The following is a 14,599-nucleotide window of genomic DNA, read 5'->3' on the forward strand; positions in this document are numbered from 1 at the left end:
AACATTGCTTAGAAGCATCTATTGTTTACACATACATTCTTCTCGTCCTTTTATATCATATTTATATTTTTCCCAAAATTTTATTGATAAAAATATTCAATTACTAGTATAATATGTTTGGTTTGTAATTTTATTAATTTAAAGGAGGAAAAAACATGTATACAAATGAGGATGCAGCTGTCTTTGCTGGGATGATGGGGCTTTTCTTCATTGGCCTTATTATCATAGCGGTTTTGTATATCTTTTTAGCTTTAGGTTTGTACAAAATGGCGGTTAGAGAAAACATTAACAACCCTTGGCTTGCTTGGATTCCAGTCGCTCAATATTACACATTAGGGGAACTAGTAAAGCATAAATTAGGAACTAATGCACCAATGATTTTGTTAATTCTCGGTCTTTTAAACTTGGTTTTATCTTGGATTCCAATACTTGGTAGTGTTTATTCAATTGCTTTCGTTATCTTTTATATTATCGTTATGCATTGGTTATTTGAAAAATATTCAACTAACGCTACGATCATGACCGTTTTTAATGCCATCACACTTAGCTCTTTAAGTCCATTTTTCGTTTTTGCCATTCGAAATAATCCAAACCGTTTAGAAAACACAACATGGTAAAAAGTAGATTTATTTAATAGCAAGTTGTTATACTATTATATTTTATAAAAAGTACTGAAACTCCTCTAAAAATTGAGGAGTTTTTTATTTTTAATATGGTATATGAAATTTTTTTACAGTACGTTACCTTAAAACGTTCGACTCCTTTCATCTATCTACTATATACTAAGGATGGGACTATTTTTGATTTCTTTCTATTTTATGCAGGAGAAATAACCCATTTTGTAAAAGTATTAATTTATGGTATCAATTTGTTTGAGTGATTGGACTCCATACTCTATTAGTAGGCCCTAAAAGTAGTCTTTTTATTTTTAACCAATAATCAATAAATCGTTTATTACTTTTAACTATGATAAAACGTATAAATTATAATAATATATGTATAGAAAAATAATGAATAAATGATGAACAAATCTAAATCCATTTGCACCTCTTTTTTTATTGTTCTACAATATTCATTATCCATTGTTTTTACGGATACCACTATTATAGATATTTTTCTATAATAGCAATTAATATAGGGAGATGAAAATGTTGTTTAAAGATGATCGCTTCAACCACTACCAATTAAGCGATTTAAAAAAAGATTTTATAGCAGGTATTACGGTTGGAATTGTTGCTATCCCACTAGCAATGGCTTTTGCTATTGCATCCGGAGTAAAGCCAGAATACGGACTATATACAACGATTATTGCTGGTTTTTTAGTCGCATTAATTGGCGGTTCCCGCTTTCAAATTGCTGGGCCTACAGGAGCCTTTATTCCAATTCTACTTGCTATTGTTATTCAATATGGCTATGAAAAGTTATTAATTGCCGGCTTTCTTGCTGGAATCATGCTTTTGTTAATGGGAATCTTAAAATTAGGGAATCTTATCACGTATATTCCTCGTTCCGTCACCATTGGATTTACTGCAGGTATTGCGGTTATTATTTTTACCGGTCAACTTGAAAACTTTTTTGGTCTTCAAAATATAACAAAAAAAGAATACTTTCATGAAAATATGCAGGAAATATGGAGCCATTTACACACGATAAATATATATAGTTTATTAACAGCTACAATTGGATTAATACTCATTATTACAATTCCACGATTTTCAAAAAAAGCACCAGTCCTTTTAATTGCCTTATTAATCCCTACGATTGTAGCAACTATTTTTTATCCAAATGAAATCGAGACAATCGGTTCTAAATTCGGTGGTATCAGCCAATCAATGCCATCTTTACATCTTCCAACTCTAGATATGCAGTTAATAATAGACTTATTAGGGCCTGCTTTCGTTATTGCTATCTTAGGTGGTATTGAATCATTATTATCAGCAGTGGTTGCAGATGGAATGACGGGATCACGTCATCATTCTAACAAAGAACTAGTCGGTCAAGGTGTCGCAAATATGGTAACCCCTTTATTTGGAGGAATTCCTGCTACCGGAGCAATTGCCCGAACCGCTACGAACATAAACAGTGGTGCAGTAAGTCCTTTATCTGGTATCATTCACAGTATTTTTATTTTGGTAACCATTTTAGTATTAGCACCATTTGCATCTTACATTCCACTTGCTAGCATGGCTAGTATATTAATGATTGTTGCTTGGAATATGAGTGAGCGAAAAGAAGTGATGCAAATTTTAAAGTTAAAAAACAGTGATTCTCTTGTTCTATCGATTACGTTTTTATTAACAGTATTTATAAACTTAACCGTAGCCGTTGAAGTAGGTCTTTTATTAGCGATGGTTTTATTTATCAAACGCATGAGCCATCTATTGGAAGTAGAAAAGGTGCTTCCAAGTAGTGAACATCACGGAAAGGTATCACCAGATCCAATTAAAGCTGGACATCGTTGTCCACAAATTATGATTTATACTATTCATGGACCTTTATTTTTTGGCGCTGCAACGAAATTTGAACAAGTCTTAACGCGAAATATTAATCGCAAACCAAAAGTAATGATTTTACGAATGAGGCATGTTTCCATGATAGATGCGACTGGTGAAAATCAGTTACGTACGTTTATTCAAGATTTTCAAAATCAAGGTGGTATCATTCTTCTGTCGGGATTACAAAAAGACTCATTAGAACTATTAATGAAGAGTGGTCTGTATCAAAAAATAACTGCTAATCATATTTTTAAAAGTACCGGTGAAGCGTTAACCTATGCATTATCGATAATAGATCGGTCCGTTTGTCAAAAATGCAACTATAATAGTTTTGAAGAATGTGCAAGTTTTAAAAAAGAAAAAATCCAAGCAAAGTAAAAAAGACATCTACCAACTAACTGTGGTAGATGTCTTTTTGTTACTTAAAGACAAATTGAGTATAACTGTGCCCTTCTTTTGTTTTTTTCACTTCTAAAATAGCAGGAATAGCTTGTTTTAATTCTTGAACATGAGAAATAATCCCTATCATTCTCCCGCTCTTTTGTAAATCTACTAATGTTTCAATGGCTTTTTGCAATGATTCTTCATCAAGTGAACCAAAACCTTCATCAATAAACATTGTTTCAATAGAGATGCCACCTTGATATGCTTGAATCACATCCGCCATCCCAAGCGCTAAACATAAGGAGGCATTAAACTTCTCCCCACCTGATAATGTTTTTACATCGCGTGTTTGTCCGGTATATTCATCATAAACGTCTAACCCTAGACCACTTTGTTTTCCATTTTTCTCTACTCGATCGCTACGTTTTAATGAAAATTGCCCATTCGATAACTGATATAATCGCTGGTTTGCGACAAAAATAATTTTTTCTAAAAATTCAATTTGTAAATATCGCTCAAAAGAGACTTTTTTCTGGTTATTTCCTCTAATCATTTCGTACAAATCTAAAACCATACGATATTTTTGTTCTTTTTCTTCTCCGTTTTTTAGTAATGTTTCATATTGTTTTTTTAATTGTTCCATTTGTTCGACAAGGGCATGTAATTGATGAACATCCTCAAAAGCTTTTATTTTTTCTTTTTCATATCCGTCTAATTGATTGCGTAATTGCACTAAATCAGGACGTTCTCTTTTATTTATTTGTTGTTCTAAATGTTGAATGTGTTGATCGATTTGTTTCGTATCGCGTTCGTAGTTTTCTATATTACGTTTCATTTGTTGTATTTTTTCTAGCGATGTTTTAGCTTGTTGAAAATCTTCCATTGTACGAAAAGCTGCTTGGTATAATTCTTTTTGCAACCGCTCTAATGCTTCTTGTTCGTTTCGCTTCAATTCTGCTAAGGATGCTTCCTTTTCCACTAATTGACTCGTATATTGAATCATTTGCTCGTCCACTTCTCGTTTTTTCCGTTGGACTTCTTCCCACTTTTCGTCTAATGCTTTTTTCTCTCTTTCCACTACTTTTATTTGATTTGTGAGTAAAAATTCACTTTGATAACGACGTGGTATCTTTTCTCTGTTTGCATCTAAACTACCTTTGCCATTTTCATATTTTGCCCGAACAACGATTAATTGTTGTTGAATTTGTTCCTTTTCTTGTGCTAATTCTTCTAATCGTTTCTCTAATGCTTCTTTTTGATGTTTTTTCGTTTCTAATTGCAATTGAATTAGCTCTAGTGAACGAATCTTATTCCGATGCTCTTTAAACCGTTCACGGTGCTGTTCTAACTCTAGCTCTGCGTTTTCGCATAAATAACCACGTTCTTTTAATTCTTCTCGCAGCGTTTGTTTATTATTTTCTAATACGATACATTCGTTTTGACGAGCTTGATACTCTTTTTCATATGCTTGTTTTTCTTTTCTAGCATGTTCGATTTCTTCTTTTGTTGGAATATTTTCTACTTTTAATGCTTTATTAGGATGAGAAAGACTACCACATACTGGACATGCTTCCCCGTCGTGCAAATGGAGAGCAAGTAAACTTGCCTGTCCTTCAATCCAAGCTTGTTCAATGGAACCATATTGCTTTTCTTTTATTTGAAATAATTCCTTTGCTTGTTGAACTTCCTGTTTTTTTGATTCTATTTCTTGATTCGTCGTTACAAGTTTAAGAAATCTTTTTCCATCTTGAATCAATCGTTCCGATTCAATTTTTAAGTTAGTAAGCGGGGTCACTTTTGCTTCTTTTTCTTTGATTTCTTCCATTATTTCCGCTTTATCTTTTTCAAAAGTTATTTGAGTGTCACGTATTTTTTCTGATTTTTGTTCCATTTGTTGCACATTTAATTTATAAGACTCTACTTCTTTTTCTTGTTTTGCAAGCGTTTGAACAACCGGTTTTAATTCTGTTAATTGATGAAGTAATTGTTCTTTTTCTTTTCGTTCTGGTTCTTTTTCCTTTTCTATTTCGAACGTAGATTGAATGAGCGCTTGTTCGTTTTTTAGATTGGAGAGACTTTCTTTTGTTTGCTCAATTTCTTGTTCTTTTTCTCCTCTTCGTTTTTGCGCTATACGTACGTTCTCTTCAAAAGGTAAAATACCCAATGCTTTTTCTGCTCGTTCTAACAAGAAACGTTGATCATTCATTTCCTTTGATTTGATAAGTAAAGTTTGTTTCTTTTGACATGACAATTCATATTGACTATACCATTCTTCTAATTGTTTTGCTTGATGAAAATGTTCATCTTTTTCCTTAAAAAGTTTTTGTAAATGCTCTAAAATTGCCTTTTTCTCTACAATTTGTTGATGATAATGGGATGATTCCTCTTCTAATGCTGCAGTTAATTGATGATGATTTACTTGTTCTTCTTTTAAACAATCGTGAATCGTCGATGCTTCTCTTTCTGGAATTAATGTTTGCATATTTCCATATAACAATTGTAATTTTGCTACAATTTCTTCGGTTTCTTTTTGTGCATCTTTTCGTTTTTCATCAAAACGTTCTTTTAACCGTTGATAGGTTTCTGTTTTAAAAATTCGACGTAAAATTTCTTCCTTGTTATCTGTGTCTGACGTAAGTAATTTTCGGAATTCACCTTGTGGAAGCATCACAATCTGACTGAATTGTGATTTTGTTAGGCCGATTAATGCTTCTACTTTTTTGTTGACATCTTGGATTTTAGCTGGACAACAAGGGATTTCTTTCTCATCCTGTATTTCGTAAAATTCTGCCGTAGAAAGACTTGGGTTTTTATTTCCTTTCTTTAAATGGCCAAGTTTTCTATATATTCGATAGGTTTTATTTTTTAATTGGAATACAAGGTTAACCGTGGTATTCGTCTCATCATCTGCAAAATGGCTGCGAAGCATTTTGGAGTCTTTTCTTTCTTCCCCACTCGCTTCTCCGTATAACGCAAAACTTATGGCGTCAAAAATCGTAGTTTTTCCCGCACCTGTATTACCCGAGATAACAAACAATTGGTGATTTTCGAGTTTCCTAAAATCTATTTGTTCTTTTTCTTTGTATGGTCCAAAAGCAGTCATAGTTAATTGAAGAGGTTTCATTCTTTTGCTCCCTTCGTTTCTTATTGTTCTTCGCGGAGGATTTCGTCTACTACTTCTTTAAAAAGTTGTTCTTTTTCTTTTTCTAATTCAATTCCTTTCATTTCTTTGTAAAAGGAACGAAATAAGGACAACGTATCCATATCACTTCGTTTCATTTCAGACGCTGTTATCTCATCATTTTTAGCAAAAGAAATAATCCGTTCCACATGCATCGCATTCGGATAGACGGTACGAATTTTTTCCATTGGATAAAGAACTGGATTTTCATCTAATAATTTTACAAACACATAATCTTCATTTTTTTCATGTGTTAAAATGTCGTCTAATGTACCTGTTACGGTCCGGATATCTCTTTTTGCAATAAGTGGATGTTTTTCTACTTTCACTGATCCTTCTGCATCCATTTCCACTATATAATATCCTTTTTCATGTTTTTCTTCTGAAATCGAATATTTCAAAGGAGAACCTGAATAGCGGATTGATTCTTGTTTCACAAAATGAGCACGATGCAAATGACCCAGCGCTGTATAATGAAATGATTCAAAATGTTTTGCTTGAACATACTCACTGCCGCCGATAGCCAAAGGACGTTCAGAAGTACTTGTATTTTTCTCTTCTTCTCCATAAGGTGTGACAAATGCATGAGACACAATAACTGAACGTACTCCAGGCTTCCGTTGCTCGTTAATATGATGAACAATAGCCTTCATTGCATCATCATGTGTTTTAATGGAATCATCTTCAAAAATATGTCTTATTTTTTGTGGTTCGCTAAATGGAATTAAATAAAAATGGACAGAGCCAAATTCGTCCTCTAACATGACAGGCTCAATAGGAAGGGAAAGTTCCCCTGTTATAAATAGTTGGTTCTCTTTCATAATATCTGATCCGAAATGGACTCGGTTACTAGAATCATGATTTCCGCTAATGGCTAAAACAGGAATTTTTTTATCCATCACTATTTGGACTAATACTTTATTGAAAAGTTCAACCGCTTCAATTGGTGGAACAGAGCGATCATATAAATCTCCAGCAATTAGGACTGCATCCGGTTGTTCTTTATCAATTGCTTCCACCATTTGTTCTAAAATATAGCGTTGATCATCAGTCATATAAACACCTTGTACTAATTTTCCCAAATGCCAATCTGCTGTATGGAAAAACTTCATTCGATTCACTCCTTCTTTCCTAAAAACAAAGAAACATTATAGTATGTATATTATAACGTATCTAATTGTCAATGTGTGTAATTTTCACCTATTCGCATATGACATCTTTTTTACTCGGTAAATCTTTTCTTTTCGTACTTCTTATATATGTCTTTACCCTAATCATAAGAAAAAAGGCGATACACAAAAAAAGATGATTTCTGCATTGTGAACAGTCATCATCTTTTTAAATTTTTTAGTTAAACAGAGAGCTTAAGCAACTTCTCGTTCTTTGGAATGTACTTTTTTCATAAATTCATTTACATCAGCTGGTACTTTTCGATCTAATTTAGATACAATATATACTGTTAAAAAACCAATTGGTACCGTAATTAATCCTGGTACTCTAAATTGCAAAAATTCTGGGAGTGTAGACGAAAAGAAAATCATGTACATCGAAACAAATAACCCAACAAACAAACCAGTGATGGCTCCTTTTTCCGTCATACCTCGCCACCAAATACCAAAAATAAAAATGGGAGCAAATGTACTTGCACCTACCGTAAAAGCAAGGGCCACTAAATGACCGATAGATGCCCCTTTTACAAGAATACCTAACAACCCATAAACGATCCCTAAAAGTAAGATGGAAATTTTCCCAGCAATGACACGTTGTTTTTGTGTAATATCTTTCTTAAATAACGAAGCATATAAGTCGTGTGCAAGCGCTCCAGAGCTAGCGATAAATAAACCAGAAAGATTCGAAAAAATCGCGGCAAATGCCCCTGCTATAACAAGACCTAAAAGCCATTTTCCACCAAGAACTTCTGCAGTAGAGGGAATTACCATATTATCCCCACCTGTAATTAATTGCTGCATCACCTCTCCACTTGCTGAACCGTTTAAAAAGATTGCACGTCCAACAACTCCTAAATAAATCGCACAAGCAAAAAACATACTAGCAATGCCAATGGCCATTAATGCCGACTTTCGTGCAGCTTTCGCACTTGGATTCGTATAAAAACGTAATAAAATATGTGGCAGACCTAATGTCCCTAATGCTAGTCCAATTAACATCGAAGCACTATGCCAAAAAGAAGGATTAAAAGCTCCTGACGTAATCCATTCTTTTCCGTTCACTGCTACATCTTTTCCGTCCAGCGTATACTGTGCTGTATTAGCAATCGTTCCTGTAAAACCTTGAATAGTAGCTAATATCTTTTCGTAATGAAGTCCCCCATAAATAGCAGCTGCAACCATTAATAAAAAAGCTCCAAAGCGAATCCATAATTCTAATGCTTGGTTTAATGTAGTTCCTTTCATCCCACCAATACCAACATAAAAAATCATCACAATACATGTAAAAATAATGCCAAATTCATAAGATGTACCGAAAAACATACTTAATATTTGGGCTGCGCCAAGTAATTGTGGCGCAGCATAAAATCCTGAAATAGCTAACACTACAATAACAGCAGCAAGTCGAGCTCGTTTACTATGAAAACGATATGCTACAAAATCCGCTACTGTATAAGCACCAAATCGGCGCAAAGGACCCGCAACAAAAATAGCTAATAACGTAAGACCAATGGAAAAGCTAAATGCATAAAAGGCTCCATCATAACCGATAGCAAACGTTAATCCTGCTAGCCCTAAAAATGTCGCAGCACTTAAATAGTCGCCTGCAATGGCCGAACCATTTGTAAACCATCCAAAAGAACGTCCCCCAACAAAAAAATCACTAGCAGTTGTATTTTTTTTCGATAAATACGTAATATAGACGATTGTCCCCATTAATAAAATTGTAAAAATATATTTTGGATCTAATAACACATTTGTCATGCAATATTTCCTCCTCGTTTATTTGATTGGTTATCTTGATTCGAAAATGTATGATATGTTTTCAAACGTTTCTCGTACAATTTTGTATGAATATAAGCAATAAAAAAAGCCATGACCATCGCAACTAGAGAAGTTAAGAACCAACTAAGTGACATACCTCCAAATAATGAATGAAAAGCAACTTTCGGAAAGTACCAATTGATGACAGGTATAAAAAAAACAAATGCTAAATAAAGAATAGATAACACTACCCCAGTCCGAAATTCAGATTTCATAATGTAATTTGTTTCTTTGTCTAAGGATCCTAACTCTTTAACATCCACTGTACCTATGTTTTCATCGGTCATTTTGTATTCGCTCATTTTCTTCTCGCCTCCATTTCACTTTTTTTCATTATATTGAATATTTTGTGAAATAACCGTACGATTACTTGTCCACTTTTTATATTTTTTTGCACTATTGCGAAAATTCTGCTTTTTTATTACAATAAAAAATAATAGGATTCCTTTTGAACAAGTAAAGACGACCGCATCATGAGAAGGATATCTAACACAAAGGAGGAATGGTGTGGCGATTCACGTAAACCTTTCGTGCATAAATAAAGACGAGCAAGAAAAGATTATAGCATGGACAAAACCGTTAAATTATCATACCTTTTACTTTTATCGAAATGAAACACCGGATCATTCTAACCAAATTATTGTCTATCCAATTCATACACTTTTTGATTGGATTAAACTTTCTAGATATAAGAAGAAATATCCAGGAATTTATGTCATTTTGATTCATCATACTCTTACATACTCTGCATCAATAGCTACTTCTTTACCTATTCAATCCTTTCTTTCTTACCCACTTCGTTCAACACATGTCTACCGGGCTTTTAAACAAATCTTAGATACTCATTCTTTTTCACAAACTATTCATTGTACACATGGACATCAGTCTTGTCATGAATCTTTGAAGTTAATTGGTTTGCGACAAATTATTCAAGAAGAACTTACCACACATCCAGAAATATACAAGATTCTTTCGTTGTTTCATAAAGAGCAATTTCCAACAGTCGTTTGTTTTTTACAAGGATTTATCCATCTTTCTGAACAACCTGATGTGAAACATCGCGCTTTTTCTATTATTCGTTCCGTTTTTAACAAACAATTATCCGAACATTGCTCTTCCATTTATTTTTTGCCATATCAGCGGTATTTGTTACTTTTACTTCGTCCACCAAATGGCACTCATTCTATCCGTGAATGGGAAGAGAAATTTCATTGCTTAGAAAAAGCTATTCATACGTTACTCCAAGAATATAAAATTCAAATTTATTTAGGAGTTGGCTCTATCCATGAGCATCCAGCCAATCTTTCTTTATCTTTCCAAGAAGCCAAACAGGCGAGACGACATCCACCATTTGAAAACATCCACTTACGATTTTTTGAAGAAGTTCCGAAAAATGAAGTAATCAAAACATACACTCATTTTATAGAAGAAAACATTCGAGAACCGATAAGCGCTAAAGAAGTTGCAAATCATATGAATATTAGCTACACGTATTTTAGCCGGGGCTTTAAAAAGGAAACTGGAAAAAGTTTTTCGGAATATCTAACATTTTTACGATTACGACAAGCAGTTTGGTTACTTCGTCATACCAATGAAACAATCGAAGAAATTGCAGATTATATCGGATTCAATACTGCTAACTATTTTAGTTCCATTTTCAAAAAATTTATCGGTATTCCCCCAAGCGAATACCGCTTATCGACAGAGATTCGCTTTCAATAGAGTAGGAGGGGATTTTTAATCCCCTACCACTCACACCACCGTACGTATGGTTCCGTATACGGCGGTTCAACCTTTTAAGTATCGTAACTCATAAAATTGGGAAATGTCTTTTAATCCCCACTTTGTGAGTTTTTCTTTTGTTATCGCTTGATGAATGATTTGACTTTTCGATATCCTCCAATATCCCTTTCGGAAACTAGCTAATTTCATTGCATCATCATGGTTGATTCCATAACTACGGAGCATCCGGCATTTAGTCCTTACCTTTTTCCATCTCTTCCAAATTAGTTGTCTAAGTCGGTGTTTTAACCATTATTGAGTGTCTAAGATGAATCTTTTCATTCGTGCTATTCCATAATAATTAATCCATCCAGTGATTAGCTGATTTATCTTCTTCGTGATTTCTTCAAAAGTTCCCGGTTGTTTCCGACTCGTCGACTTCCTCCATTTATCTTTAAATCGTAGTTTTACCGACGTGCATGGTCGGCATCCGACTTTCCCAAGAGGTTTTGTAAATTGAATCCAAGGAATGTAGCCGATGTTGCACCACAGACTTTGCTTTTTTTTGGTTGATAATTAGCGCAAAGTCTTTTTCGATGTAGCTTGTGACGCTATCCATTCCCTTTCGCCTGCACGTTTACTTTTTACATAGATGACGAAATCATCCGCATACCTAATAAAACGGTGTCCTCTCTTTTCTAGTTCTATATCCAGTTTGTTCAAATAGATAGTTGCTAAAATAAGGGATAATGGACCACCTTGTGGTGCTCCTTCTGCAGTTTCAATATAGATATCTTTGTCAAGAATACCTGAACGAAGAAACGTCCAAATCAGTTTAAGGACAATTTTATCCGAAATGAATTCTTCCAAATATGTTCTTACTCTTTGGTGGTGGATTGTATCAAAATAGCTTTTCAAATCGCAGTCCACTACTACTTGGTATCCTTTTTGATAATATTGTTCGGCAAGTTTAATTGCTTGATGGGCATTCCTTCCTTTGCGAAAACCAAAGCTATTCTCAGAAAAATATGGGTCTATGATTGGTTCAATTACTTGGAGGATGGCTTGTTGTACCACTCTATCCAACACACATGGTATCCCTAGATATCCTTTTGGAACCATCTGACTTTGGAATAGCAACCCTTTTAACCGGTTGAGTTGAGGCTCGTAGGTTCCCTCCATAAGTTTCTGTTTGAGAGGTTGAAAGTATTTTTTCATATGTGATTTCAATTGATATACGATAATTCCATCTACCCCGGGAGCACCTTTGTTACTATAAACTTTTTCGTATGCTCTCCAAAGATTCTCGTTTGCGATAACTTTATTGATTAGATTGATATTGATACCATCTTGTTCTTTCATATCCATGCTTGCATCTCTACGCACTCCTATGTACCTTTTGGTTTCCAACCCACTTCTTCTTTTGGTTCATACCACGATGTATTCTGCGCTTAGGCGAGATGCTTACACCTTCCTTGTTTTCCAAGATTTAAGATTGTTCAGTCCTTCATTTCCATTGGAAACTACTATGACCTCTGCTGACTTCTCACGATAAATCTTGTTTCAACCACGCAAGTTTTGCACGTCCGTGAGATCTCCCCGGGTAAGAGCGATAACCTTCTTCTCATGTAACTGCTATATTTACTGTATGGGATTCGGGCAGTATTGGACTTTATCTTGGTGTGCAGACTCGTCCGTCCCACTTCCGCCTTATATATAGTTTCTGTTCGTCAGTTCGAGAATTTGCCTCCAGCTTCCTTCAGATTCCACCTCATGGTGGACACCCTTGATATCGGCTAACAGTTCCTACTGCCAAGCCTGTAGTGGAGTGGACTTTCACCACCAAGTTATCGCCCATGCTGGGCGCACATAAAAAAAGACAGTGAGGTTTTCTCACTGTCTTACACACCACGTTTATTCCCCCAAACAAATGTATGGAGTTGTGGCAGTATTATTGCGTCATTAAATTCTGTTCGTCCCATTGTTTTGTCAATTAGCCATAAATAACGTTTTCTCGCATACTGTATATAGTCATTTTCGTTTTCTAATGATTGCTTTTCATTTCCCGGTTGTAAATAGAATGGAACATTCGGATAATGTTGATGCATGAACACTGCAAATTCAAGATCTTCCTCACTAAATACAACGATTTTCATACTTATATTCGGATGACCTTTTAACAGATTCATCATACTCCGAAACTTAATTTCATCAAACTCCACCTGTGCACTCGGAGGTTTCGGAGACAACGTTAAATCATCAATGTCGACCATCCATGATTGCCACTTGCTCCCTTGTGTTTCAAGTGCTACTTTGATTCCTTTTTCATGCAAAAGATAAATGAGCATATCTAATTGAGGTAATAAAGCTGGATTTCCCCCTGATAATGTAACATGCGTAAAATGTTCATTCCCCATTTCATACAATGCATTCCATATTTCAGAAGCTGACATCATTTGAATTGCTTCTTTCTCCGTTCCGTCCCACGTAAAAGATGAATCGCACCAAACACAACGGTAATCGCAACCAGCAGTCCGGACAAACATGGTCTTCTGCCCAATAACCATTCCTTCTCCCTGAATGGTAGATCCGAATATTTCCATAATTGGAATTTTAGTCATTTTTATTTCTCCTTTTTGGTCGATAAACCACATAACTCGTAGGTGTTTCCCTTACGAATACTTGTAGACAAACTGGATTGTTAGGTTGTTTTTGTAATGCTTCAGCAATAATTTCGTAAATCGTACGTGCTACTACTTCTGTCGTCGGAAATGACTCAGCATTTTTATTAGAAAAACCAGAATCTTCGTTTAATAATGTATGATCAAACCGTTTATGTATCAGGGATTTCAACAATTGAAAATTGACTAAAAAACCAGAATCATCCAGTGCATCACCGCCGATTGTAATATTCACAAAATACGTATGACCATGTACATTTTGACATACTCCTGCATCTTTATGAGGAACATAATGCGCTGCAGCAAAATGAAAATCTTTATTCAACTCATAATGATAATTATGAATTGGCGAAGGGTAAATTTGTTGCATCATGATTGTTCACCTTCTTTTTCTTTTACATATGCTTGAAGACCATTATTTCGTAATTTGCAAGCAGGGCATTCTCCGCAACCACTTCCAATAATCCCGTTATAACACGTTAACGTCTTCGTACGTATATAATCAAATACACCAAGCTGGTCTGCTAGTCGCCATGTTTCTTTTTTATCTATCCACATTAACGGAGTATGAATCACAAATTGATCATCCATCGCAAGATTAATTGTTACATTTAGTGATTGAATGAAAGCATTTCTGCAATCTGGATAGCCACTAAAATCTGTTTCTGATACACCAGTAATAATGTGCTTAGCACCGATTTGTTTTGCTAAAATGCTAGCAAACGAAAAAAAGAGTAAATTTCTACCCGGCACAAATGTTGATGGTAACGATCCTTCTTTGGTTACAATTGGTTCATCACGTGTTAATGCGCTGGGTGCTAATTGGTTTAACAACGTCATATCTAACACATGATGACGTACGTTTAATTCTTTTGCGATTGCTTTAGCACAATCAAGTTCCACTGCATGACGTTGCCCATAATCAAACGTCACAGCTTCTACTTCTTTAAATTGTTCCTTTGCCCAAAACAAACACGTCGTACTATCTTGTCCTCCACTAAAGACAACAATTGCTTTTTCATTTTTCATATACAATTTCTCCTCCCTTTTCGAATGAAAAGAAGAAAGAGTGTTCTTTTCCCTTAAGTTGTTAGTTTTTTATAGAGGGATTTTTCGAACCTCTCCTGCTTGAGCAGTATTCTT

12 protein-coding genes and 1 riboswitch are annotated in these 14,599 nt (G+C 34.8%); of the genes, 3 read left to right on the forward strand and 9 right to left on the reverse strand.

From position 1 onward, the window contains the following. Nucleotides 1-155 precede the first annotated feature (155 nt). Together BN1372_RS06945 and BN1372_RS06950 are read left to right on the forward strand one after the other, a co-directional pair. Nucleotides 156-617 (forward strand): hypothetical protein, encoded by a 462-nt coding sequence (locus BN1372_RS06945; protein WP_062198112.1) that lies wholly within the window; start codon nucleotides 156-158, stop codon nucleotides 615-617. A gap of 531 nt (nucleotides 618-1,148) precedes the next feature. Then, nucleotides 1,149-2,873 (forward strand): SulP family inorganic anion transporter, encoded by a 1,725-nt coding sequence (locus BN1372_RS06950; protein WP_325062681.1) that lies wholly within the window; start codon nucleotides 1,149-1,151, stop codon nucleotides 2,871-2,873. Nucleotides 2,874-2,913: 40 nt separating this feature from the next. On the opposite strand, the gene BN1372_RS15945 is transcribed toward BN1372_RS06950, so the two are convergent. The 4 genes from BN1372_RS15945 to BN1372_RS06970 all read right to left on the reverse strand — a co-directional run bounded on the left by BN1372_RS15945 (nucleotide 2,914) and on the right by BN1372_RS06970 (nucleotide 9,355). Beyond that, nucleotides 2,914-6,003 (reverse strand): AAA family ATPase, encoded by a 3,090-nt coding sequence (locus tag BN1372_RS15945; protein ID WP_062198114.1) that lies wholly within the window; start codon nucleotides 6,001-6,003, stop codon nucleotides 2,914-2,916. A 20-nt stretch (nucleotides 6,004-6,023) separates the two neighbouring features. Next, complete coding sequence (locus tag BN1372_RS06960; RefSeq protein ID WP_062198115.1) at nucleotides 6,024-7,172, reverse strand: exonuclease SbcCD subunit D; 1,149 nt, start codon at nucleotides 7,170-7,172, stop codon at nucleotides 6,024-6,026. A 252-nt stretch (nucleotides 7,173-7,424) separates the two neighbouring features. Beyond that, a complete protein-coding gene (locus BN1372_RS06965) occupies nucleotides 7,425-8,993 on the reverse strand; it encodes a sodium/solute symporter (protein WP_062198116.1) in 1,569 nt (522 codons plus the stop codon). Then, entirely contained in the window at nucleotides 8,990-9,355 is a 366-nt protein-coding gene (locus BN1372_RS06970; RefSeq protein ID WP_062198117.1) for a hypothetical protein, read from the reverse strand. Before BN1372_RS06970 ends, BN1372_RS06965 begins: the two co-directional genes overlap by 4 nt. A gap of 205 nt (nucleotides 9,356-9,560) precedes the next feature. On the opposite strand from BN1372_RS06970, the gene BN1372_RS06975 reads away from it, so the two are divergent. Then, nucleotides 9,561-10,775 carry an AraC family transcriptional regulator gene (locus BN1372_RS06975; protein WP_062198118.1) on the forward strand — a complete coding sequence of 405 codons (1,215 nt, stop codon included), beginning with the start codon at nucleotides 9,561-9,563 and terminating at the stop codon, nucleotides 10,773-10,775. 312 nt (nucleotides 10,776-11,087) lie between these two features. On the opposite strand, the gene BN1372_RS15685 is transcribed toward BN1372_RS06975, so the two are convergent. The 5 genes from BN1372_RS15685 to queC form a co-directional block, all read right to left on the reverse strand. After that, nucleotides 11,088-11,327 carry a group II intron maturase-specific domain-containing protein gene (locus BN1372_RS15685; protein ID WP_325062696.1) on the reverse strand — a complete coding sequence of 80 codons (240 nt, stop codon included), beginning with the start codon at nucleotides 11,325-11,327 and terminating at the stop codon, nucleotides 11,088-11,090. Nucleotides 11,328-11,351: 24 nt separating this feature from the next. Beyond that, entirely contained in the window at nucleotides 11,352-12,143 is a 792-nt protein-coding gene (locus BN1372_RS15515) for a reverse transcriptase domain-containing protein (protein WP_230198809.1), read from the reverse strand. Between the two features lie 533 nt (nucleotides 12,144-12,676). Beyond that, the gene (gene queE, locus BN1372_RS06990; protein ID WP_062198119.1) at nucleotides 12,677-13,396 is read right to left on the reverse strand and encodes a 7-carboxy-7-deazaguanine synthase QueE; all 720 of its coding nucleotides are present in this window, start codon (nucleotides 13,394-13,396) and stop codon (nucleotides 12,677-12,679) included. Beyond that, nucleotides 13,389-13,829: a 6-carboxytetrahydropterin synthase QueD gene (gene queD, locus BN1372_RS06995; protein ID WP_062198120.1), complete on the reverse strand. Its 441-nt coding sequence runs from the start codon at nucleotides 13,827-13,829 to the stop codon at nucleotides 13,389-13,391. Before queD ends, queE begins: the two co-directional genes overlap by 8 nt. Next, nucleotides 13,826-14,485, reverse strand: a complete 660-nt coding sequence (queC, locus tag BN1372_RS07000) for a 7-cyano-7-deazaguanine synthase QueC (RefSeq protein ID WP_062198121.1) — start codon at nucleotides 14,483-14,485, stop codon at nucleotides 13,826-13,828. The genes queD and queC overlap by 4 nt, the downstream gene beginning before the upstream one ends. A 55-nt stretch (nucleotides 14,486-14,540) precedes the next feature. Continuing rightward, nucleotides 14,541-14,584: riboswitch (PreQ1 riboswitch) on the reverse strand. Between the last annotated feature and the right edge of the window lie 15 nt (nucleotides 14,585-14,599).

This window comes from Massilibacterium senegalense (assembly GCF_001375675.1).
Taxonomy (GTDB): Bacteria; Bacillota; Bacilli; order Bacillales; family Massilibacteriaceae; genus Massilibacterium; species Massilibacterium senegalense.

Bases quoted from the DNA above. Each gene is read 5' to 3' on its own strand.
- BN1372_RS06945 (WP_062198112.1), top strand. From the start codon at position 156: ATGTATACAAATGAGGATGCAGCTGTCTTTGCTGGGATGATGGGGCTT.
- BN1372_RS06950 (WP_325062681.1), top strand. From the start codon at position 1,149: ATGTTGTTTAAAGATGATCGCTTCAACCACTACCAATTAAGCGATTTA.
- BN1372_RS15945 (WP_062198114.1), bottom strand. From the start codon at position 6,003: ATGAAACCTCTTCAATTAACTATGACTGCTTTTGGACCATACAAAGAA.
- BN1372_RS06960 (WP_062198115.1), bottom strand. From the start codon at position 7,172: ATGAAGTTTTTCCATACAGCAGATTGGCATTTGGGAAAATTAGTACAA.
- BN1372_RS06965 (WP_062198116.1), bottom strand. From the start codon at position 8,993: ATGACAAATGTGTTATTAGATCCAAAATATATTTTTACAATTTTATTA.
- BN1372_RS06970 (WP_062198117.1), bottom strand. From the start codon at position 9,355: ATGAGCGAATACAAAATGACCGATGAAAACATAGGTACAGTGGATGTT.
- BN1372_RS15515 (WP_230198809.1), bottom strand. From the start codon at position 12,143: ATGGATATGAAAGAACAAGATGGTATCAATATCAATCTAATCAATAAA.
- queE (WP_062198119.1), bottom strand. From the start codon at position 13,396: ATGACTAAAATTCCAATTATGGAAATATTCGGATCTACCATTCAGGGA.
- queD (WP_062198120.1), bottom strand. From the start codon at position 13,829: ATGATGCAACAAATTTACCCTTCGCCAATTCATAATTATCATTATGAG.
- queC (WP_062198121.1), bottom strand. From the start codon at position 14,485: ATGAAAAATGAAAAAGCAATTGTTGTCTTTAGTGGAGGACAAGATAGT.